Genomic DNA, 21524 nt, shown 5'->3' with positions numbered 1-21524 from the left:
GGTCACTCCAGATTCAATTCCTGGATCTTGCGGGTGATCGTGTTGCGGCCGATGCCCAGCTTGTGGGCGGCCTCGATGCGGCGCCCGCGCGTGTTCGCGAGCGCGGTCAGGATCAGGCCGGTCTCGAAGCGGCGCGTGAGCACGTCCCACACATCGGTGCGCCCGGCCTCCAGCAACGAACGCGCCTCGGCCTGAAGGCCCAGCTCCCAGGCCGCCGCCGGAGCCGGTACGACAGGCACGCCCGAGGCCGTGACGGCTGGCACCTCGGGTGCCGGTGCCCACTCCACCGGCGGTACCTGTGGTGCGGGCGCAGCCGGGGCGGCCGCCACCGGCTCGGCGGGCACCGACAACTCGGGCGGCACCGCATCGCCGACCGCAGACAGCACCTCCGGCGGCAGGTCCTTCACCTCGATCATCTGTGCCGGCGCCATCACCGTCAGCCAGTGGCAGACGTTTTCCAGCTGGCGCACGTTGCCCGGGAAATCAAAACCGCTGAGCAGGCGCAGGGCTGCATCCGAAATGCGCTTGGGCTCCACGCCCAGCTGCTTGGCGCTTTGCTGCAGGAAGAAGCGCGTGAGCATGGGCACGTCCTCTCGGCGCTCGCGCAGCGCGGGCAGGCGCAGCCGGATCACGTTGAGGCGGTGGAACAGGTCCTCCCGGAACACGCCTTCCTTGACGCGCTGCTCCAGGTTCTGGTGGGTCGCCGCGATCACGCGCACATTGGCCTTGACGGCGCTGTGCCCACCGACGCGGTAGAAGTGCCCGTCGGACAGCACGCGCAGCAGGCGCGTCTGCAGGTCGAACGGCATGTCACCGATTTCGTCCAGGAACAGCGTGCCGCCCTCGGCCTGCTCGAAGCGGCCGCGCCGCATGGTCTGCGCGCCGGTGAAGGCGCCGCGCTCGTGACCGAACAGCTCGGACTCCAGCAGGTCCTTCGGAATGGCGGCGGTGTTGATCGCCACGAACGGACCGCCACCGCGCGGCGAGTGCTTGTGCAGCGCGCGCGCCACCAGCTCCTTGCCCGAGCCCGACTCACCTGTGATCAGCACCGTCACGTTGCTCTGCGACAGCCGCCCGATGGCGCGGAACACGTCCTGCATGGCGGGCGCCTGGCCCAGCATCTCGGGCGCGGCCGTCAGCGACTCCTGCGCCACTTCCTCGCGCTGGCTCTCCTCCACCGCGCGGTGGATCAGCTCCAGCGCCTTGGGCAGGTCGAAGGGCTTGGGCAGGTATTCGAACGCACCGCCCTGGAAGGCCGACACCGCGCTGTCCAGATCGGAGAACGCGGTCATGATGATGACGGGCAGGCCCGGCAGCTTCTCCTTGACCTTCTCCAGCAGGTCCAGGCCCGAGCCGCCCGGCATGCGGATGTCGCTCACGAGGATCTGCGGTCCTTCGCTTTCGGGCGTCTCGTTCAGTGCCTTGAGGACTTCCTGCGGATTGGTGAAACTGCGGGTGGGCAGGTTCTCCCTCAACAGCGCCTTCTCCAGAACGAAGCGGATCGATTGGTCGTCATCCACTATCCAGATCGGCTTCATGTGTGCGTCTTCCCTTCCTCAGGCGAGGCGTTTCGGTTTCATGGCAACGGAATCAGCAATTTGAAATCCGTGTGGCCTGGCGCGCTCTCACACTCGATCAGTCCATGGTGCTGCTGCACGAAGGTTTGTGCCAGGGTCAGCCCCAGCCCGGAACCTCCCTCACGACCCGACACCAGCGGGAAGAAGATGCGGTCCTTGATCGCATCGGGCACGCCAGGCCCGTTGTCGATCACATGCAATTCCAGTGCCAGGCGGTAGCGCTGCTTGCCGAAGGTCACCTGCCGGCCCACGCGCGTGCGCAGGGTGATCTGCGCATCCCCCGCCGCGATGCGCTCCGCGAGCGCCTGCGCCGCGTTGTGCGCGATGTTGAGCACCGCCTGGATCAGCTGCTCCTTGTCGCCGCGGAACTCGGGGATGGAGGTGTCGTAGTCGCGAACCACCTTCAGACCCCGGGGGAACTCGGCCACGATCAGCGAGCGCACGCGTTCACACACCTCGTGGATGTTCACATCGCCCACCACGTGAGGCCGGCGGTGTGGCGCCAGCAGGCGATCCACCAGCGACTGCAGGCGGTCGGCCTCGTGGATGATGACCTGCGTGTACTCGGTCAGTTGTTTGTTGTCGAGCTCCAGCTCCAGCAGCTGGGCCGCACCGCGAATCCCGCCCAACGGGTTCTTGATCTCGTGGGCCAGGTTGCGGATCAGCTCCTTGTTGGCCTGTGCCTGGTCGATCAGCCGCTCTTCCCGTTCCTGCCGGGCCTGCTGCTCCAGCGGGAGCAGCTCGACAATGACTTCGCCCGCCGTGTCGGTCTGCGCCACCACCACGTGGACCGGCAGCGGTTCATGGGCGAGGCGCCGCAGCCAGGCGTCGTACCGCAGGGCAGCGAACTCGTTGACTGCGGCGCCGCTGAGCGCGTTCTGGAGCAGCTGCGGTTCGGTGAAGCAGTCCTGCAGCCGCGTGCCCGTGATGCTGCGACGGGACATGCCCAGGGCATCCTCCAGCGCCGCGTTGGCAAAAAGTACCTGCCCGTCAAGCGAGACCACCGCCACCAGCGTGGCCAGCAGATCCAGCGAATGGAACTTGCCGTGCGCCGAAGCCGCGCGCTGCGCAGCCTTTCCCGGCAGCATGGCCGCATCGACACGGGACAGGGGGAGAGAAAGGTCTGGCTTTTTCAAGCCGGCTATTTTGCGGCAGGTTCGGACGGCCCGCTCGCACCCGGCACCGCAGGAGCGGGTCCCGCGGGGCCCGACGCCGCTGGCGGCGCCACCGGCGCACCGCCCATGCGGGCCAGCTCGCGCCGCAAACCATTCACATCAGCCTCGGCCCGGGCCACCGTCGCCTTGAGTTCGGCCACACGGTCGAGGTAGCGCTGGTAGTTGCGCGACTCGATGCCTTCTTTCTCGGGCTGCCCATTGGCGTAGGCCTTCTGCGCCTGGGCCAGCCGCTCTTCTGCCTTTCTCAACTCCATCTCAAGAATCTGGCGGGCATCGCTGTCGCGTGCACGCTGCTCAGCAGAATCGTTGCGAGGTGCGCTGCGGGGCGCTGTCGACGAGCTGGCAGACCGCGGAGCCGCCTGCGGCGCCGGGCCTTGAATGACGGTGATGTTGCCGCCCTCCATCAGCTTGCAGCCCTGGGCCTTCGCCACCGTGGCGTTGTTGGTGTACTCGTTGCCACAGCGATAGATGCGCTCTTGCGCCAAAGACGGCAGGCACCACACCGCCGCAACGGAAAGGATCAGGACGCGATGGGTTTTTGCGGCAATGTTCAGCTTCGACAACACGTGGGCTCCAGGCGCTGTGGGCGCATTGAGAATCAATTTTCAGTATGACCCAAAAACAGGCCGCATGGTATCCGCCATGACAGGGCGCCCGCGCGCTCGTCCGGACGGCCCAAAAAAAAGGACGGCCGGGCCGTCCTTTTCATCTGCGAAGCGAGGCCCGGGTGATACCGGGCCTGCCATCACAGGCTGTAGTACATGTCGAACTCCACCGGCGACACTTCGATGCGGCCGCGGTTGACTTCGCCCATCTTCAGTTCGATGTAGGCGTCCAGCATGGAGTCGGTGAACACGCCACCCTTGGTCAGGAACGCGCGGTCCTTGTCCAGGTAGTCCAGCGCCATGTCCAGGCTGTGGCACACGGTCGGGACCAGCTTGTCCTCTTCCGGCGGCAGGTGGTAGAGGTCCTTGGTCGCGGCTTCGCCCGGGTGGATCTTGTTTTCCACGCCATCCAGACCGGCCATCAGCAGCGCCGAGAAGCCCAGGTAGGGGTTCATCAGGGGATCGGGGAAGCGGGCTTCCACCCGGCGGCCCTTCGGGTTGGCGACGTACGGGATGCGGATGGAGGCCGAACGGTTCTTGGCCGAGTAAGCCAGCTTCACCGGGGCTTCGAAGTGCGGCACCAGGCGCTTGTACGAGTTCGTACCGGGGTTGGTGATGGCGTTCAGGGCGCGGGCGTGCTTGATGATGCCGCCGATGTAATACAGCGCGAACTCGCTCAGGCCAGCGTAACCGTCACCAGCGAACAGGTTCTTGCCATCCTTCCAGACCGACTGGTGCACGTGCATTCCGGAACCGTTGTCACCGGCGTAGGGCTTGGGCATGAAGGTGGCCGTCTTGCCATAAGCATTGGCCACGTTGTGCACCACATACTTCTGCAGGACCGTCCAGTCGGCGCGCTGCACCAGCGTGCTGAACTTCGTGCCGATCTCGTTCTGGCCGGCGCCCGCCACTTCGTGGTGGAACACCTCGACCGGGATTCCCAGCGATTCGAGGATCAGGGCCATCTCGGCGCGCATGTCCTGGGTGCTGTCAACCGGAGGCACGGGGAAGTAGCCGCCCTTGACTGTCGGACGGTGGCCGCGGTTGCCGCCTTCGAGCTTGGCGCCCTTGTTCCAGGGAGCTTCGTACTCTTCGATTTCGTAGAAGGTGTGGCCCGGGGCAGTGCTCCAGCGCACGCCGTCGAACAGGAAAAACTCGGGTTCCGGTCCGAAGAAGGCGGTGTCGCCCAGGCCCGAGGACTTCAGGTAAGCCTCGGCGCGCTTGGCAATGGAGCGGGGATCGCGGTCGTAGGCCTTGCCGTCGGCAGGCTCGATGACGTCGCAGGTGAGGATCAGCGTCGTTTCTTCGTAGAACGGGTCGATGTTGGCCGTGTTCGGATCGGGAATCAGCTGCATGTCTGAAGCTTCGATGCCCTTCCAGCCTGCGATGGACGAGCCATCGAATGCATGGCCGGAAACGAACTTGTCTTCATCGAAGTGGGACACGGGCACGGTGGTGTGCTGCTGCGCACCACGGGTGTCGGTGAAGCGGAAATCAACGAACTTGACTTCGTTGTCCTTCACCATTTGCATCACGTCTGCGACGGTCTTGGCCATCAAATACTCCTGTTGCTGTGTGAGTGGAAAACTGAATTTGACAAGGGCATGAAGCAGTTTCTGTGCCAAAGTTGTGCCGTCGGGTTCAATCAACGATGTGCCAAGCCCCAAGGCGGCGCAGATTATGGCGCAGCGCCCTGCGCCGGCGGGCTGCAAAGCCTGGATGCCCGGCGTGACCGCTGTAAACCCGGCATGCAACGCATTGTTTTGGTGCATTCCAGCAGAATGCACAATATTGGTGCAAACAACTATCGCACCAATTCGGGTCCCAACTCCGCACCAAACCGCTCAAGCCCGTCAAGCAGCGACGCAAACGCCGGGGTCACGGCATCTGGGGCGCCCTTGACGCCCAGCTCGATGTGCCGCCCGTAGTCCGGGTGGTCCACGCTGGGCAGGCTGAACACCTTCACCGGGTGCTCGCGCTCGATGGTCTCCATGAGAGGGGTCAAGGTGGCCTCCATGGCCCCCATGACCACCACCGAGCGCTCCTGCCACGCGTCTTGCCGGTGAAGATGGCGGTACGCCCCATCCAGCAGCGCTTCGATCATCGGCCAGGCCATCACGGGAAACCCCGGGACAAAATGCACGGAACCACCACCGGGTCCATCGCAGCTGAACCCGGGAATCTTGTTGTACGGGTTGGGAATGATCCGGGCGCCGACCGGGAACACCCCCATGTTCAGCCGGTGCATGTTGTCGGGCCGCTCGGGGTCGTGAACCTCCCCCTTCTCGGCGGCCACGTCCCTCATACGCTGCTCAATAAGGTCGCGGGCCTCGGGGTGGAGCGCCAGGTCCACCTGCAGTGCCGCAGCCGCGCACTGGCGCGTGTGGTCGTCGGGCGTGGCCCCGATGCCACCACAGCTGAACACCACATCGCCGCTGGCGAACGCCTCCCGCAGTGCGTCGGTGATGCGCTCGCGGTCATCACCGATGAACCGAGCCCACGCCAGCGAAAGGCCTCTTCCCGCCAGCAGTTCGATCACCTTCGGCAAGTGCTTGTCGGCACGTTTGCCCGACAGGATCTCATCGCCAATGATGATCAGACCAAACGCCGGTGGGTTCTCTTTGCTGGTGTTCATGGAGGTCAGGCGCCAGGCGGCGGAAGAACGGTGGTGGGCGGCAGGGTGTCCAGCGGCATGGCTGGTTGGCCTCCTGGCTCAGGATCCAGGACCTCCACCACCTGCGCCGCGCGCATCCGCTGCAGCGCCGCCAGCGTGAAATGTGCGAACCACAGAGACGCAAAAGCAAATACCAGGGTGTAGATCCAGATGGCCACCGGCACCAGCAAGGGCGCCAGCGCCACGAACATGGCACCCGATGCCCAGAGCAGGCTGGGTGCCGCGCCAAGATACCCGCTGAGGATGCCCATGACCAGAAGGCTGCCACGGTGTTCACGCAGGATGGTCTTGCGCTCGGCACTGCTGGCATGCTGCGCCAGTGCGTCATAGGCAAACACGCGGTAGGTCAGCCAGCCCCAGATCAGCGGCGGAAGGATGAGCACCAGCGGCGGAACCAGCCACAGGGGCATAGAAAGAACCAGTACCACCAGGGCCACGAACGTGGACCCCAGCGACCACAACAGACCGAGAACGAAAGAGCCACCACGCCTGCGTTCGAGCAAAGGAAAGCGCCTTTGCGCAACCAGTTCAACCATGGACGGAGTCATGAACACGGCGACCAGCAGCAGGCACAGCAACACGATCACCGGCGTCGCCAGAACCAGGACCACCAGCGGTGCAAACACCGTCCGCATGGAGCCTAGGCCGACGCGATCCAGCCAGCCCAGAAAGCCCTGAACCAGTTCATAGGTCTGCAGCCACTGCGTGACGGCATCGACAGACGTGTCCCAGAAGAAATAGCCCAGCCCAAAAGACAGTGCGACCATCAGCACCAGGGGCAGGAACGACAAACCGATCACCCGCGGGTGCATGCAGTACACCACCGCCCGCCAGAACGCATCAAACAGCTGAGTCATGCAACGAGAATACCGGTTTTCCCGCCAGCCAGGCGGCACGCGAAGCGGAGACACGATGGACAGCGTCATCATCCACGGCACCCGCCTGGAAGTTCGACACATCCCAGGCCCGACCGGCCGCTCGCCGTTGGTGTTCCTGCACGAGGGGCTGGGCAGCGTGTCCATGTGGACCCAACGAGGCCGCGACTGGACGATGGAACTGTGCAACGCCACCGGACGGGCCGGCTGGGTGTACTCCCGGAGAGGCTATGGGTGCTCGGACCCCGTGCCCGACGTGCGCGGGGCGCCCCATGCCGGAGAGTTCTGGCACACCGGACGGCACGAACCCGACTACATGCACCGAGAGGCCCTGGATGTGCTGCCGGCCTTGCTGGAGGCACTGGGCATCGACGCGCCCGTGCTTGTGGGCCACTCCGACGGCGCCACCATCGCGCTGCTGCACGCCAGCCGGCATCCGGTGACAGCCTGTGTGGTCATGGCACCCCATGTGTTTGTGGAGGATGTCTCGATCCGGTCCATCGAGCAGGCCAGGTCCGCCTACATGCAACCCGGGGAACAGGGCCTGCGGTCACGCCTGGCGCGCCATCACAGGGATGTCGACAACGCCTTCTGGCAATGGAACGACATCTGGCTAGATCCAATACTGTTCAGATAGTATTTTTAAAGCCATAATCCTCATCCATCGAAGCTTCAATGGATGAGGGTGATGGCCAGATCGGCCAGTCCTGGCGCAGGAACTGGAGTCGGTTGACGCCGTTCTTTGACTATCCGGCGGAAATCCGAAAGGTCATCTACACGACCAATGCCATCGAGTCGGTGAACATGGGCCTGAGGAAGCTGAGCAAGAACCGGGGCTCGTTCCCCAGCGACGAGGCGCTGACCAAGCTGTTCTACCTGGCACTGCGCAATATCAGCCAGAAGTGGACCATGCCCATCCGGGATTGGAAGGCTGCACTGACCCGCTTTACTATTCAGTTCGCAGACCGCATCTCCGTCAATTGAAGTCCGAACCGTTTACACAAAAATTCGGACACGCCCGGCGCCTGGACACCCAGCCAGGCTGACCCTTGGCCCGTTCGACCTGAACCCAGTCGCGCCGTTTGCTGCGGGTCCGCAGCACTTCACCGTATTCCGCCTGGCCAATGATCGGGTGCCCCGTCCCCGGACCTTTCCGGATGTTGACGATCCGGGACTTGACCACGTGATGAGGCGTTCGCCCGGTCAGGGCTCGTGCAACCCAACCTTTGTCGTTCTCGAAGTCCTGAACCTCAAGCCAGCGCCCCTGGCGCCGCAGTACCTTGAGGGGGTAGCCCTTGTTGAGCACCCACAACACCTCGTGGCCCGTCCCTGGGCCCGAGCGCATGTTCACTTCCGCTCCATCGATGCTCACCAGCCGCTGCGCGTGGGCAACAGGACCGGGCAGAAGCCAGGCACCGACCACGATGGTCGCGGTGATGAATGCCCGGCCCGCCAGCGTCTGAATCATGCGAACTCTCCTTGTGTCAGGTATTGGGATAGGACAAGTCGGATCGTGGCGGCACCATGGCAGCAATGATGTCGCCCATCGAAAGGGTGCCCAGGTGGTGCCCTTTGCTGTTGACGACATTGGCAACCTCCCGCCCCTCAGCACTGAGCACACGGGCGACCTCCTCGATCACAGTACTGATGTCCACCGTCGGTCCTTCGACCGGTGTGTCGGGTCGCATCAAGGTCCTGCTGCGAATCACGCGGCCGCGGTTGACGTCCTTGACGAAGTTGGCGATGTAGTCGTCTGCCGGGTGCAGCACGATCTGCTGGCCTGTGCCCTGCTGCACCACCTCGCCGTCGCGCAGGATGGCGATGCGATCCCCCAGGCGCAAAGCCTCGTCAAGGTCGTGTGTGATGAACACGATGGTTTTGCCGATCTCCTGCTGGATGTCCAGAAGCACGCCCTGCATGTCGCTGCGAATCAGCGGGTCCAGCGCCGAGAACGCCTCATCCATCAGCAGGATGGGCGCATCGTTGGTGAGTGCCCTTGCAAGTCCCACGCGCTGCTGCATACCGCCCGAGAGCTGGTTCGGATAGCTGTCCTCGTAACCCTTGAGGCCGACACGCTCGATCCAGCGCTGCGCCCGTTCACGCCTGACCTTGCGCGCCACGCCCTGCACCTGCAGGCCGTACTCGGTGTTTTCCCGCACCGTCAGGTGTGGGAACAGCGCAAACTTCTGGAACACCATGGCGGTCTGCTCACGGCGGAACTGGCGCAGTCGCGCCGGGTTCATCTTGACCACATCCACGCTTTGATCGTTCACCTGCACCAACACCTCGCCGGTGGTCGGGTCGATCAGGCGGTTGATGTGGCGTATCAGCGTGGACTTGCCCGAGCCGGACAGGCCCATCACCACCTGAATTCCACCGGCAGGCATGTCGATGTGGATGTCGCGCAGACCCAGCACGTGACCATGCACATCGCGCAGTTCCTGCTTGCTCATGCCGCCGCGCACCGCGTCGATGAAGCGCTCCGGCGCGGGACCGAAGATCTTGTACAGACCGCGGATGCTCACACCCACCGCCTCATTGCCAGACGCAGCCGCTTGCTGGATGACGGGATCAGCCATGCACCACCTCCAGATGCTTCTGCAGACGCTTGCCGTAGGCCTGCGAGACGCGGTCGAAGATGATCGCGATCGCGACGATGGCCATGCCGTTGAGGATGCCCATCGTGAAGTACTGGTTGGAGATGGCCTTGAGCACCGGCTGGCCAAGGCCCTGCACACCGATCATCGAGGCGATGACCACCATCGACAGCGCGAGCATGATGGTCTGGTTGATGCCGGCCATGATGGTGGGCAGCGCCAGTGGCAGCTGCACCTGGCGCATCTTCTGCCAGGCCGACGAGCCAAAAGCGTCGGCCGCCTCCAGCAGGTCCTTGTCGACCAGCCGGATGCCCAGGTTGGTGAAGCGGATCACCGGTGCGACGGCGTAGATGACCACCGCGATCAGACCGGGCACACGGCCGATGCCCAGCAGCATGACCACCGGGATCAGGTACACAAAGCTGGGCATGGTCTGCATCACGTCCAGCGCCGGATTGACGATGCGCTGCATCCGATCCCATCGACTCATCAGGATACCGATGGGCAGGCCCACCACCAGCGCCACCACGGTGCTCACGAAGATCATCGAAATGGTCTTCATGGTGTCGTCCCACATGCCCAGCCAGCCGATGACCAACAGCGACAGAATGGCACCGAGAACGATTTTCCAGTTGCGCGAAGCCACCCAGGCGACCACGGCGATGACACCCACCACCACCGGCCAGGGTGTCTGGGTCAGCAGGCGCTCGGATGCGAGCAGGAACTGGCGCAGGGGTTCGAACAGTTGCTCCATGGCCTGGCCATGTTCGCGCGTGAATGCGCGAAAGGCACCATCGATAAAACGGCGCAAGGCAGACAGCTGTTCGGTACCCAGCGCGGGGAATCTATCAAGCCATGTCATGGCATCTCCTCCGGCAGGAATCAGGGAAACGGCCCGTCACTGGTGCGGGCCATCTGTTGTCTCGGCGTGTGATGCCTCAGAGCGCCGACTTCACTTTCTCTGCCACCTCGGGCGTTACCCAGGCACTCCAGATCTCGGGCTGGGTCTTGAGGAAATGTGCTGCCCCGTCGGCCCCGGTGGCCTGCTGGTCGCTCATCCAGGCCAGCAGGCCATTGACCGTGTCGTTGCTCCAGCTGCGTTTGTTCAGGTAGTCCACAGCGGGACCGCCGGCTTTCTGGAAGCGGTCGGTGAGCACGGTGAACACCTCGGCGCGCGCCCAGTCGCTCTTCTTGGGGTTGTCGCACTCCGCCTTGGCATTGCAGGCTTCCCATGCCTCTTTGTTGTGTGGCACACCGGCGTCTAGCTTGACCATCTCGTACTTGCCCAGGATGGATGTGGGCGCCCAGTAGTACCCCAGCCAGCCCTGCTTGCGCTCATACGCCTTGGCGATCGAACCGTCCAGCCCTGCGGCCGAGCCGGTGTCCACCAGCAGGAAGCCCTTGTCGGCCGCGTCCCAGGCCTTGAACGCGTTGCCAGTGGTCAACTGGCAGTTCCAGCCCGAGGGGCAGTTGTGCACCGCGCCCTTCCGCTTGTTCTCGGCCGACGGAAACAGCTCCGGGTGCTTGAGGGCATCGTCGATGGTCTTGATGTCCGGATGGGCATCGGCCAGGTACTTCGGAATCCACCAGCCCTCGACGCCTCCATCCGCAAGCGATTTGGCGGCGTAGTGCAGCTTGCCTTCCTTCACCGCGGCGTCCAGCGGTTGGCGCACGGCGTTGATCCACGCTTCGGGTGCCACGTCGGGTTGCCCCTTCTCCATCATGGCGGTCAGCGTGGGCATGGTGTCACCCGGCACCAATTCGACTTCACAGCCGTAGCCCTTGGACAGAATGATGTTGTCAATGTGGGCCAGTACCTCGGCCGACTGCCAGTTCATGTTGGCCACCGTGACCTTGCCGCAGACGGAGGTCTGTGCCACCTCAGGTGTGGCGGCTGGGGAAGGTGTTTCCTCTTTCTGGCCACATGCGCTCAGCGCCAGCGCGGCGGCGAGCAGGGACAGACGGGAAAGCGGGGGGATGCGCGACATGGTTTTCTCCAAGTTTCGAGTGGTGTTGTCCACCGACGCGGGGCGCCACTGGATGCGAAGTGCACACCCAACGGCCTGAAGAAAACGAACGCTGCTGCAAACGAGGTGACCAGCCGCTCAACCAACAGACAGTTGGATTGAACTCAACTCGGAAATATAACTTTGAGAATAAATCTCACGCAAATGCTGCGACTTTTCATATAACGAAGCCCATCGGCTCCGAGAAGGCCGCGGCTCGAATGAAAGCCGGCCCGCTGTCACCGCAGCGAGTGCAGCGGATGCGCGTGCGCAGGCCAGGGCGAAACAAAGAATTCGACCACCTGTGCATCGCTCACCTCTTCGATGCAGGACGGGTTCCAGCGCGGGGCGTGGTCCTTGTCTACCGCCAGTGCGCGGATCCCTTCAACGGTTTCGCTCGCGGCGCCCGGGCGCAGGTGGAAGCAGCGACGGACCAGGTCGCGCTCCATGCGCAGTTCGTCGGCCAGCCCCATACCCCGTGCCCGGCGAACCTGCTCCAGCACCACATGCAGCATCAGCGGTGAACGCTTGCGCAGCAACTGTGCGGTTTCGCTGGCCCACTCGCCTTGGGCCTGCTCCAGCGCCTGAACCACCGCCTTCACGTTGTCCAATGCAAATACGCGGTCGATGTCCGCCTGCGGAAAGTGCGCCTTCGGCGGCACCTTCTGGACGTGATTGAGACACCAGCGCTCCACCGCCACGCCGCTCTCGTAGGGCGTCTGACCCAGGCTGTCCCACAGGCCCGCAAGGCGGCCGCTGTCCATCACCGCGTCGGCCAGGCCGGCCGCCAGCGCATGAGCGCCGTCAAGCACCAGACCGGTCAGGGCCAGGTACTCACCCAGTCGACCCGGGCAGCGGCTGAGGAAGTAGCCGCCGCCCACGTCCGGAAACAGGCCGATGCCGGTTTCGGGCATGGCGATCTTGCTGCGTTCGGTGACGATTCGCAGGCTCGCTCCCTGACTGATGCCCATGCCCCCGCCCATGCAGATGCCGTCCATGAACGCGATGTAGGGCTTGGGGTAGGTGTGGATCAGGTGGTTGAGTGCGTACTCCTCGGTGAAGAAGTCCTCAAGTTCTGGGTTGCCCGCGAGCGCAGCCTGGTGAAAGAAGCGGATGTCACCGCCCGCGCAGAAACTGCCGAACGCGCCCTCCTTGCCCGTGCCACGGATCGCCACTGCCAGCACCTGCGGGTCTTCGCGCCAGGCCAGCAAGGCGGCACTGATGTCGCGGATCATGCCCAGCGAGAGCGCGTTCAGCGCCTTGGGCCGGTTGAGCGTGATGCAACCGACGCGACCACGGACTTCGGTGATGATGAACTGTTCGGACCCATTCATGGCGTTTCTCCAACGGATGTCTCGGTATTCCTGGCGCTGAGGGTCTGAATGCGCAGTGCACCCTGGCGGTCACGCCAGCCGGCCAGTTCGTTGAGCAGCAAGGCGGCGATCACCACACTGCCGCCGAGCAGCACCTCGCTCCCAGGCGTCTCGTTGGCCCAGAGCCAGGCCCAAACGATGCCAAAGATCACCTCCAGCAGCGCCAGCAGCGACACTTCGGGGGCCTTGAGCGAACGGGCGCAGACCACCGCCAGCGCGCAAGGAATCGCGAGCTGCACCAGACCCAGCAGGGCCAGCCACGCGATGTCGCTGCCTGTGGCCAGAAACGGGAATGCCAGAGGCAGGGTGAGCACGCTCGAGATCAACGCCCCAACCAGTACCGACGGCACGAGGTCGATGGACTCCCCGTGCTGCTGGCTGCGCTGCACAACGGTCCAGTTGATCGCGCCGCCCACCGGCACGCAGAGCGATGCCAGCGACCCCAGGACCAGGCCCGATGCATTTGCTGCCGGGTCGGTGAAGGCGGACCACATCTGGCTGCCGTACATGTACACGATGCCGGCGCCGGCCGTCACGATGGCGGCCCAGGTGCGCCCGGGCAGACGCTGGCCAATGAACACCCGGGCGATGACCGCGGTGAACAGCGGCCCCGCCGCCATGATCACCAGAACGTTGGCGACACTGGTGAAGGTCAGAGCCAGCATGAAGGCGGTGAACATCACGCTCCAGCAGACACCGGACACCCAGAAGGCGCGCGATCCGGCGAGGATGCCCCAGTGGCGCTGCAGCGCACCTTGACTCGTCGGGACACCACGGAGGGCTCCAGACGCACGGTCTGCTGCGCGCCACAGGGGCAGGATGAGCAGCAGCGACACAAAGGTGAATGCGCTGCGCCAGAAGGTGACTTCGAAACGCGCGGCCGACTCCAGCTGGCGCGAGACCACGCCGGCGATCGACCACATCAGGGTCACCGCGACCATGAGGAACACCGCCTGGGTGTGAGTCAGACGGTTGAGCAGCGTGAAGGGCATGGGTGTGAGTGGACCTTGGCGGGCAGCCAACGGCTGCCCGGCGGGTCAAGCTTCGCGCGAAGCGCGCTTGCGATCGTGTTCCTTGAGATGGCGCTTGCGCAGGCGCACGCTCTTGGGCGTGATCTCGACCAGCTCGTCGTCCTCGATGAACTCAACGCCGTATTCCAGCGTCAGGTCGATGGGCGGCGTGATCTTGATCGCGTCTTCCTTGCCGCTGACACGGAAGTTGGTCAGCTGCTTGGTGCGGGTGGCGTTGACCACCAGGTCGTTGTCGCGGCTGTGAATGCCGACGATCATGCCCTCGTACACCGGGTCGTTGGGTTTGACGAACATGCGGCCGCGGTCGTCGAGCTTGCCCAGGGCGTAGGTGAAGATCTCGCCGTCGTCCATGGAGATCAGCACACCGTTCTTGCGGCTGGCGATCTCGCCCTTGTGCGGCTCGTAGCCGTCGAAGATGTTGCTGATCAGGCCGGAACCGCGGGTCAGGTTCAGGAACTCGTTGGAGAAGCCGATCAGGCCACGGGCCGGGATCCGGTATTCCAGGCGCACGCGGCCCTTGCCGTCCGGCACCATGTTGACCAGCTCGCCCTTGCGCTCACCCAGGGCCTGCATCACGCCACCCTGGTGGCCTTCTTCGATGTCAGCGGTGACCAGCTCGATCGGCTCGCACTTTTCGCCGTTGATCTCGCGGAACACCACGCGCGGCTTGGACACGGCCATCTCGTAGCCTTCGCGGCGCATGTTCTCCAGCAGGATGGTCAGGTGCAGTTCGCCACGACCGGACACTTCGAAGATACCGTCCTCGTCGGTTTCCTTCACGCGCAGGGCCACGTTGTGCTGCAGCTCTTTCTGCAGGCGGTCCCAGATCTGGCGGCTGGTCACGAACTTGCCTTCGCGACCGGCCAGCGGGCTGGTGTTGACGCAGAAGTTCATGGTCAGCGTGGGCTCGTCCACCTTGAGCATGGGCAGCGGCGTCGGATTGGCCGGGTCGGTCACGGTCACGCCGATGCCGATGTCCGCAATGCCGTTGATCAGCACGATGTCGCCAGGGCCGGCCTCGGTCACTTGCACGCGGTCGAGCCCCTGGAAGGTCAGGACCTGGTTGATGCGGCCCTTGATGCTCTTGCCGTCTTCACCCTCCATCACCAGCACGTCCATGCCAGGACGGATCTTGCCGGCGCTGATACGGCCCACGCCGATGCGGCCGACGAAGGTGGAGAAGTCCAGCGCCGAGATCTGCAACTGCAGCGGCGCGTCCGGGTCGCCCTGGTGGGCCGGCACATGCTTGAGCACGGTGTCGAACAGGGCCGACATGTTGGGGCCCCACTGTTCGCCAGGCGCACCCTCTTCCAGCGAGGTCCAGCCGTTGATACCCGAGGCGTAGACCACCGGGAATTCCAGCTGCTCGTCGGTCGCGCCGAGGTTCGCAAACAGATCGAAGGCTTCGTTGATCACCTTGGTCGGGTTGGCGCCGGGCTTGTCCACCTTGTTGACCACCACGATGGGCTTGAGCCCCAGGGCCAGGGCCTTCTTGGTCACGAAACGGGTCTGCGGCATCGGGCCTTCCTGGGCATCGATCAGCAACACCACACCGTCCACCATCGACAGCGCGCGCTCCACCTCGCCGCCGAAGTCCGCGTGCCCCGGGGTGTCGACGATGTTGATGTGGGTGCCCTGCCAGCTCACGGCGCAGTTCTTGGCCAGGATGGTGATGCCGCGCTCGCGCTCGATGGCGTTGTTGTCCATCACCGTGTCCACGACCTTTTCGTGTTCGGCGAAGGTGCCCGACTGGCGCAGCAGCTGATCGACCATGGTGGTCTTGCCGTGGTCGACGTGGGCGATGATGGCGATGTTGCGGATCTGTTTGCTCATGTTGCAGGTTCCAGGATTTGCTGTATTTCGATGGGGCTCAGCAGCCGCCCCGGGATGAGTTCGCCGGCCTGTGTGTGGCCGCTGCCCAGCAGGACCGGCATGCGGGAGGTGCCCGCTGGCGGGCCGTAGATTGCCACGCGGGACAGGTCGGACCAGGCCCCGCGGCGGCGCACACCGCTGAGGAAACGCGCGGCATTGTCGCTGTCGAGCGTGACAGCCGTGTGGTCGGGCAGCAGGGCCTGTACCGGCAGCAGCCGTTGGAGCCGCTGCTCTTCGGGCAGCGCCTCAAGGGCTTCTACGGTGATGCACTGGCTGACGTCGAAGGGCCCGGTCTGCACCCGGCGCAGCAGGCTCAGGTGCCCGCCGCAGCCCAGGGCCGCCGCGATGTCTTCGCCCAGCGTGCGGATGTAGGTGCCCTTGGAGCAGCGCACGCGCAAGCGCAGGAAGGGCTCATGTCCCTCGAGGCGCAGGTCCACAAGTTCCAGTTCGTGGATGGTGACTGCGCGCGGCTCACGCTCCACCGTGACGCCTTCACGGGCGTACTCATACAGCGCCTTGCCATCCTTCTTGAGGGCGCTGTGCATCGGCGGAATCTGGCTGATGGGTCCGGTGAACCGGTCCAGCACCTCCACTACCTGACCTACGCTGCAGGTCACAGGACGGGTTTCCAGCACATCGCCCTCGGCGTCGCCGGTGGTGGTGGTCACGCCCAGGCGGACCACGGTTTCGTAGGTCTTGTCAGCGTCCAGGTGCAGCTGGCTGAACTTGGTGGCTGCGCCGAAGCAGATCGGGAGCACGCCTGTGGCCAGAGGATCCAGCGTCCCGGTATGCCCGGCCTTTTCGGCGCGCAGCAGCCATTTGGCCTTCTGCAAGGCCTGGTTGCTGGAGAAACCCAGCGGCTTGTCGAGCAACAGCACCCCATGCACAGGGCGCCGTGGCACCCTGGTGCTGTGGCGCTGCATGGTCATTCCTCGTTCTTGGAACGCGACGCAACGGCCTTGGAGATCAGCGCATTCATGTCCGCCGCCCGTTCGGTGGTGCGGTCGAACACGAAGTGCAGCGTCGGCACGGTGTGGATGTGCAGGCGCTTGAACAGGCCGTTGCGCAGGAACCCTGCCGCGGCGTTCAGGCCCTGCGCGGTCTCCTCCGGATTGCCGGTGAGCAGGCTGAAGAACACCTTGGCGTGGGCGTAGTCGGGCGTGACCTCGACTGCGTTGATCGTGACCATGCCCACCCGCGGATCCTTGAGCTCACGCGCGATCAGCTCGGCCAGATCGCGCTGGATCTGGTCCGCGACGCGGAAACCGCGGTTGGGGACAGAAGAGGCCTTGCGGGGCATGGTGGTGCTCGATCCTTACAGCGTACGGGCCACTTCCTTGACCTCGAAGAACTCCAGCTGATCACCTTCCTTGATGTCGCTGTAGTTCTTGAGCTTGATACCGCACTCGAAGCCTTCCTTGACTTCGCGCACGTCGTCCTTGAGGCGCTTGAGGGTGTCGATCTCGCCGGTGTAGACCACCACGTTGTCGCGCAGCAGGCGGAAGTGGGCGTTGCGGGTGACCATGCCGGACGTGACCATACAGCCGGCCACGGTGCCGATCTTGGACGCCACGAACACGGTGCGGATCTCTGCCGAGCCGATGACCTCTTCCCGCTTCTCGGGTGCCAGCAGGCCGGACATGGCCGCCTTCAGATCGTCCACGGCGTCGTAGATGATGTTGTAGTAGCGCAGGTCGACGTCATTGCCTTCGGCCAGCTTGCGCGCGCCGACGTCGGCGCGCACGTTGAAGCCAATGATGACCGCCTTGGAGGCGATCGCCAGGTTGACATCGGACTCGCTGATGCCGCCCACGCCGGAGAACACCAACTGCACCTTGACCTCGTCAGTCGAGAGCTTGAGCAGCGAGGCGCCCAGGGCTTCCTGCGAACCTTGCACGTCGGCCTTGATGATGATGGGCAGCACTTTGACTTCGCCAGCCGTCATGTCGGTGAACATGTTCTCCAGCTTGGCGGCCTGTTGCTTGGCCAGCTTGGTGTTGCGGAACTTGCCCGCACGGTAGGTGGCGATCTCGCGCGCGCGGCGCTCGTCGGTCATCACCATGAAGTCATCGCCGGCCTGCGGCACTTCGGACAGACCCTGGATTTCCACTGGAATGGACGGCCCGGCTTCCTTGATGGGCTTGCCGTTTTCATCCAGCATGGCACGCACACGGCCAGACGTCTGGCCGACCAGCACCACGTCGCCGGTCTTGAGCGTGCCGCTTTGCACCAGAACGGTCGCGACCGAGCCGCGGCCCTTGTCCAGACGGGCTTCGATCACCAGACCCTTGGCCATCGCATCCACCGGCGCCTTGAGTTCCAGCACCTCGGCCTGAAGCAACACCTGCTCCAGCAAGGCGTCGATGCCTTCGCCGGTCTTGGCGGACACACCCACGAAAGGCACGTCACCACCGAACTCTTCAGGCACGACCTCTTCGGCCACCAGTTCCGAGCGCACACGCTCGAGGTTGATGCCCGGCTTGTCGATCTTGGTCAAGGCCACGACCATGGGCACACCGGCCGCTTTCGCGTGCTTGATGGCTTCCTTGGTCTGCGGCATCACGCCGTCGTCGGCCGCACACACCAGAATGACGATGTCGGTGGCCTGGGCACCACGGGCACGCATGGCGGTGAACGCCTCGTGACCCGGGGTATCGAGGAAAGACACCATGCCGCGCGGCGTTTCCACGTGGTAAGCACCGATGTGCTGCGTGATGCCACCGGCCTCGCCTGCTGCCACCTTGGCGCGACGGATGTAGTCCAGCAGCGAGGTCTTGCCGTGGTCCACGTGGCCCATGACGGTGACCACAGGCGCACGGGGCTTGAGTTCGGCTTGGTGCTGGCCTGCTTCCTCGTCGGTGAAGGCTTCCGGATCATCCAACGCCGCCACCACCGCGGTGTGCCCCAGTTCTTCCACCACGATCATGGCGGTGTCCTGGTCCAGCGGCTGGTTGATGGTGACCATCTGGCCCAGCTTCATCAGTTGCTTGATCACTTCGGAGGACTTCAGGCTCATCTTGTGCGCGAGTTCGGCCACCGTGATGGTTTCCGGCACGTGCACCTCGATGACCTTGGCTTCCGTCGGGGCCACAAAGCTGCTCTGGGCGCTGTCACGGCTGTCGCGGTCGCCACGGCGGCCGCCGCCCTTGGGGCCGCTGCGCCAGTTGGAACGACCAGCGCTGGTGTCGCCACGGGTCTTGATTTCCTTCTTCTTCGCTGCGTCGTCCTTCCAGGTCGACGACAGGTTTTCGGACTTGATTTCCTTCTTGCCACCGGCGCCAGGCGCGGCCGCTGCACCCGCGGCCGTCTTGGCGGCAGGCGTGCCAGCAGGCTTGTGCAGTGTGCCCTTGATGGCCTTGGGATCGGGCGTGGGTTCCGGCTTCTTGGCCACGAGGGTCTTGGCCGGTGCAGCCATCATCGCGCGGATGTTGGCGGCCTCGGCCTCGGCCTTGCGCCGACGCTCCAGCAGATCCTGCGCGCGCGACTCTTCCGCCTTGCGGGCTTCGGCCTGCTTGTCGGCCTCCGCCTTGGCAGCAGCTTCACGCTCGGCCGCGGCAGCGGCACGGCGCTGGTCTTCCTTGGCAGCCTCTTCCTTGGCAGAGTCGACAGAAGCGGCGGATTTCGCCGCCGCCTGTTGCCGCGCCTGGGCTGCGGCCTCTTCGGCCTCTGCGGCCTGGCGCGCGAGTTCCGCCTGGCGGGCCTCTTCTGCTTCGCGCTGCTGGCGCTTGATCAGCAGTTCTTCTTCCTGGCGCCGCAGCAGCTCGGCCTGACGGCGGGCTTCTTCCTCGCGACGTGCCAACTCGGCCGGATCCACCGCCGGTGCGGCTGGCTCGACGGCCTCCGTCGGCACGTCCGGGACCACCACCTCATCGTCGCGCTTGACGAAAGTGCGCTTCTTGCGTACTTCGACCTGGATGGTGCGGGCGCGCCCGGTGGCGTCGGCCTGCTTGATCTCCGTGGTGGACTTCTTCACCAGCGTGATCTTCTTGCGCTCGGCGCCGGCGGTACCGTGACTGGCCTTGAGGTGGCCCAGCAGCTTCTGCTTGTCGGTCTCGGTGACCACATCGGTCCCTGCGGTTTTGGGCACCCCGGCAGCAGACAGCTGCTCCAGCAGGGTGGTGGTGGGCTTGTTCAGCTCAGCGGCCAATTCGGCAACGGTGGTACTGGTCATAGGTGTTTGTTCTCCGCTCGTGCCAGCACGGGTCAGTTGGACGCAGGCGTCTCCTCACCGGAGAACCAGTGAGCGCGGGCGCGCATGATCAGGCTGGTCGCCTCTTCGGGCGTCTGGCCGGTCATGTCGGTGAGTTCGTCGGTGGCCAGATCGGCCAGTTCGTCGCGGGTGTGCACGCCGCCGTCGGCCAGTTTGGCGACCAGGTCGGGGGTCATCCCCTCCAGGTCCCGCAGATCCTGCGACACCTCTTCCACACTTTCTTCGCGGGCGATTTCCATCGTCAGCAGCGCGTCCTTGGCGCGGGCACGCAGCTCGTTGACCGTGTCCTCGTCGAAGGACTCGATTTCCAGCATCTCCTGCAGAGGCACATAGGCCACCTCTTCCAGACTGGTGAAGCCCTCCTCGATCAGGATGTCGGCGATCTCCTGATCCACGTCAAGCTTGGCCATGAACAGCTTGCGGATGCCGTCGGCCTCTTCGGCCTGCTTCTGCGCAGACTCGTCGGCGGTCATGATGTTGATGCGCCAGCCGGTCAGATCGGACGCAAGGCGGACGTTCTGGCCACCGCGGCCGATGGCGATCGCGAGGTTCTCCTCGTCCACCACCACGTCCATGGCATGGCGCTCTTCGTCAACCACGATGGACACCACGTTGGCCGGTGCGAGTGCACCGATCACGAACTGCGCGGGATCTTCGGACCAAAGCACGATGTCCACGCGCTCGCCCGCCAGCTCGTTGGTCACCGCATTGACACGCGAGCCACGCACACCGACGCAGGTGCCGATGGGGTCAATGCGCTTGTCATGCGACAGAACGGCGATCTTGGCGCGCGAACCGGGGTCGCGGGCGCAGGTCTTGATCTCCAGCAGGCCTTGCTCGATCTCCGGCACTTCCTGGCGGAACAGCTCGATCATGAACGAGGGTGCGGAACGCGACAGCAGGATGGGCGCGCCACGCAGTGTCAGGTCGACCTCCATGATCATGGCGCGCACGCGGTCGCCGGTGCGGAAGTTTTCCTTCGGGATCATCTCGCCGCGCTTGAGGCGGCCTTCGACACGACCGCTCTCGACGATCAGGTCGCCCTTGTCCATGCGCTTGACGGTGCCGACAAAGATCTTGTCGCCGCGGCTCATGAAGTCGTTGAGCAGCATTTCGCGCTCGGCGTCACGGATTTTTTGCAGGATCACCTGCTTGGCGGCCATGGCGCCGATGCGGCCGATCGGCACGCTTTCCACCGGCTTCTCGATGTAGTCGCCCTCTTCGATGTCCGGGATGTCGTCACGGGCATCGCTCAGCAACTCCTCGGCATCCGGGTTCTGCAGGCCCGCCGAATCAGGCACCACTAGCCAGCGGCGGAAGGTTTCGTAAGCACCCGTGTCCGGGTCCATCGCGACACGGATGTCGACCTCACCCTTATAGAGTTTTTTGGTCGCCGAGGCCAGCGCCTGTTCGACCGCACCAAGCACGACGTCGCGTTCGACGTTCTTCTCGCGCGAGATGGCATCGATCAGCATCAACATTTCGCGATTCATATCAGTCGCCTACCTTTCCGTATCTCTTCTCTCAAA

18 protein-coding genes and 1 pseudogene are annotated in these 21524 nt (G+C 64.4%); 2 read left to right on the top strand and 17 right to left on the bottom strand.

Annotated elements, in window-relative coordinates:
* Positions 1–2: 2 nt before the first annotated feature.
* From ntrC to DD542_RS22335, 6 genes are all read right to left on the bottom strand, one after another.
* The gene (ntrC, locus tag DD542_RS22360; RefSeq protein ID WP_127807117.1) at positions 3–1538 is read right to left on the bottom strand and encodes a nitrogen regulation protein NR(I); all 1536 of its coding nucleotides are present in this window, start codon (positions 1536–1538) and stop codon (positions 3–5) included.
* Positions 1539–1576: 38 nt separating this feature from the next.
* Positions 1577–2665 carry a nitrogen regulation protein NR(II) gene (glnL, locus tag DD542_RS22355; RefSeq protein ID WP_066155876.1) on the bottom strand — a complete coding sequence of 363 codons (1089 nt, stop codon included), beginning with the start codon at positions 2663–2665 and terminating at the stop codon, positions 1577–1579.
* A 53-nt stretch (positions 2666–2718) separates the two neighbouring features.
* Positions 2719–3318 (bottom strand): hypothetical protein, encoded by a 600-nt coding sequence (locus DD542_RS22350; protein ID WP_347232061.1) that lies wholly within the window; start codon positions 3316–3318, stop codon positions 2719–2721.
* Between the two features lie 179 nt (positions 3319–3497).
* Entirely contained in the window at positions 3498–4913 is a 1416-nt protein-coding gene (gene glnA, locus DD542_RS22345; RefSeq protein ID WP_127807116.1) for a type I glutamate--ammonia ligase, read from the bottom strand.
* A 248-nt stretch (positions 4914–5161) separates the two neighbouring features.
* Positions 5162–5992 (bottom strand): molybdopterin-binding protein, encoded by an 831-nt coding sequence (locus DD542_RS22340; RefSeq protein ID WP_127807115.1) that lies wholly within the window; start codon positions 5990–5992, stop codon positions 5162–5164.
* Between the two features lie 5 nt (positions 5993–5997).
* The gene (locus DD542_RS22335) at positions 5998–6888 is read right to left on the bottom strand and encodes an EI24 domain-containing protein (protein WP_127807471.1); all 891 of its coding nucleotides are present in this window, start codon (positions 6886–6888) and stop codon (positions 5998–6000) included.
* Between the two features lie 55 nt (positions 6889–6943).
* Here DD542_RS22335 and DD542_RS22330 point away from each other — a divergent pair, with 55 nt between their 5' ends.
* A complete protein-coding gene (locus tag DD542_RS22330) occupies positions 6944–7543 on the top strand; it encodes an alpha/beta fold hydrolase (protein ID WP_127807114.1) in 600 nt (199 codons plus the stop codon).
* A 59-nt stretch (positions 7544–7602) separates the two neighbouring features.
* Positions 7603–7890: pseudogene (locus DD542_RS22325) on the top strand (transposase); the annotation flags it as partial.
* Here DD542_RS22325 and DD542_RS22320 read toward each other — a convergent pair.
* From DD542_RS22320 to nusA, 11 genes are all read right to left on the bottom strand, one after another.
* On the bottom strand, positions 7883–8374 hold the full coding sequence (locus DD542_RS22320; protein WP_127807113.1) for an SH3 domain-containing protein: 492 nt from the start codon (positions 8372–8374) through the stop codon (positions 7883–7885). The pseudogene DD542_RS22325 and the gene DD542_RS22320 sit on opposite strands and share 8 nt — an antisense overlap.
* A 16-nt stretch (positions 8375–8390) precedes the next feature.
* Entirely contained in the window at positions 8391–9485 is a 1095-nt protein-coding gene (locus DD542_RS22315) for a betaine/proline/choline family ABC transporter ATP-binding protein (RefSeq protein WP_127807112.1), read from the bottom strand.
* Positions 9478–10365 (bottom strand): proline/glycine betaine ABC transporter permease, encoded by an 888-nt coding sequence (locus DD542_RS22310; protein ID WP_066159699.1) that lies wholly within the window; start codon positions 10363–10365, stop codon positions 9478–9480. Before DD542_RS22310 ends, DD542_RS22315 begins: the two co-directional genes overlap by 8 nt.
* A gap of 76 nt (positions 10366–10441) precedes the next feature.
* Complete coding sequence (locus tag DD542_RS22305; RefSeq protein WP_127807111.1) at positions 10442–11491, bottom strand: ABC transporter substrate-binding protein; 1050 nt, start codon at positions 11489–11491, stop codon at positions 10442–10444.
* Positions 11492–11748: 257 nt separating this feature from the next.
* Positions 11749–12843, bottom strand: coding sequence for an enoyl-CoA hydratase/isomerase family protein (locus DD542_RS22300; protein ID WP_066159697.1), 1095 nt, complete (start codon positions 12841–12843; stop codon positions 11749–11751).
* Positions 12840–13874, bottom strand: coding sequence for a DMT family transporter (locus DD542_RS22295; protein WP_241559624.1), 1035 nt, complete (start codon positions 13872–13874; stop codon positions 12840–12842). Before DD542_RS22295 ends, DD542_RS22300 begins: the two co-directional genes overlap by 4 nt.
* Positions 13875–13919: 45 nt before the next feature.
* Positions 13920–15746, bottom strand: a complete 1827-nt coding sequence (typA, locus tag DD542_RS22290) for a translational GTPase TypA (protein ID WP_127807110.1) — start codon at positions 15744–15746, stop codon at positions 13920–13922.
* Positions 15743–16708 (bottom strand): tRNA pseudouridine(55) synthase TruB, encoded by a 966-nt coding sequence (gene truB / locus DD542_RS22285; protein ID WP_127807109.1) that lies wholly within the window; start codon positions 16706–16708, stop codon positions 15743–15745. The genes typA and truB overlap by 4 nt, the downstream gene beginning before the upstream one ends.
* A gap of 2 nt (positions 16709–16710) precedes the next feature.
* A complete protein-coding gene (gene rbfA / locus DD542_RS22280) occupies positions 16711–17085 on the bottom strand; it encodes a 30S ribosome-binding factor RbfA (RefSeq protein WP_127807108.1) in 375 nt (124 codons plus the stop codon).
* A 15-nt stretch (positions 17086–17100) separates the two neighbouring features.
* Positions 17101–19956, bottom strand: a complete 2856-nt coding sequence (gene infB / locus DD542_RS22275; protein ID WP_066159684.1) for a translation initiation factor IF-2 — start codon at positions 19954–19956, stop codon at positions 17101–17103.
* A gap of 32 nt (positions 19957–19988) precedes the next feature.
* Positions 19989–21488, bottom strand: a complete 1500-nt coding sequence (gene nusA, locus DD542_RS22270) for a transcription termination factor NusA (protein WP_066159681.1) — start codon at positions 21486–21488, stop codon at positions 19989–19991.
* Positions 21489–21524: the final 36 nt, after the last annotated feature.

It is taken from the genome of Hydrogenophaga sp. NH-16, assembly GCF_004006415.1.
Taxonomy (GTDB): Bacteria; Pseudomonadota; Gammaproteobacteria; order Burkholderiales; family Burkholderiaceae_C; genus Hydrogenophaga; species Hydrogenophaga pseudoflava.
The sequence above is the reverse complement of the archived record's forward strand: the minus strand, read 5'-3'. Positions and strand labels throughout refer to the sequence as shown.

Bases quoted from the DNA above. Each gene is read 5' to 3' on its own strand.
- glnA (WP_127807116.1), bottom strand. From the start codon at position 4,913: ATGGCCAAGACCGTCGCAGACGTGATGCAAATGGTGAAGGACAACGAA.
- glnL (WP_066155876.1), bottom strand. From the start codon at position 2,665: ATGCTGCCGGGAAAGGCTGCGCAGCGCGCGGCTTCGGCGCACGGCAAG.
- infB (WP_066159684.1), bottom strand. From the start codon at position 19,956: ATGACCAGTACCACCGTTGCCGAATTGGCCGCTGAGCTGAACAAGCCC.
- DD542_RS22330 (WP_127807114.1), top strand. From the start codon at position 6,944: ATGGACAGCGTCATCATCCACGGCACCCGCCTGGAAGTTCGACACATC.
- rbfA (WP_127807108.1), bottom strand. From the start codon at position 17,085: ATGCCCCGCAAGGCCTCTTCTGTCCCCAACCGCGGTTTCCGCGTCGCG.
- ntrC (WP_127807117.1), bottom strand. From the start codon at position 1,538: ATGAAGCCGATCTGGATAGTGGATGACGACCAATCGATCCGCTTCGTT.
- DD542_RS22295 (WP_241559624.1), bottom strand. From the start codon at position 13,874: ATGCCCTTCACGCTGCTCAACCGTCTGACTCACACCCAGGCGGTGTTC.
- DD542_RS22340 (WP_127807115.1), bottom strand. From the start codon at position 5,992: ATGAACACCAGCAAAGAGAACCCACCGGCGTTTGGTCTGATCATCATT.
- truB (WP_127807109.1), bottom strand. From the start codon at position 16,708: ATGCAGCGCCACAGCACCAGGGTGCCACGGCGCCCTGTGCATGGGGTG.
- nusA (WP_066159681.1), bottom strand. From the start codon at position 21,488: ATGAATCGCGAAATGTTGATGCTGATCGATGCCATCTCGCGCGAGAAG.
- DD542_RS22300 (WP_066159697.1), bottom strand. From the start codon at position 12,843: ATGAATGGGTCCGAACAGTTCATCATCACCGAAGTCCGTGGTCGCGTC.
- DD542_RS22310 (WP_066159699.1), bottom strand. From the start codon at position 10,365: ATGACATGGCTTGATAGATTCCCCGCGCTGGGTACCGAACAGCTGTCT.
- DD542_RS22335 (WP_127807471.1), bottom strand. From the start codon at position 6,888: ATGACTCAGCTGTTTGATGCGTTCTGGCGGGCGGTGGTGTACTGCATG.
- DD542_RS22305 (WP_127807111.1), bottom strand. From the start codon at position 11,491: ATGTCGCGCATCCCCCCGCTTTCCCGTCTGTCCCTGCTCGCCGCCGCG.
- typA (WP_127807110.1), bottom strand. From the start codon at position 15,746: ATGAGCAAACAGATCCGCAACATCGCCATCATCGCCCACGTCGACCAC.
- DD542_RS22315 (WP_127807112.1), bottom strand. From the start codon at position 9,485: ATGGCTGATCCCGTCATCCAGCAAGCGGCTGCGTCTGGCAATGAGGCG.
- DD542_RS22320 (WP_127807113.1), bottom strand. From the start codon at position 8,374: ATGATTCAGACGCTGGCGGGCCGGGCATTCATCACCGCGACCATCGTG.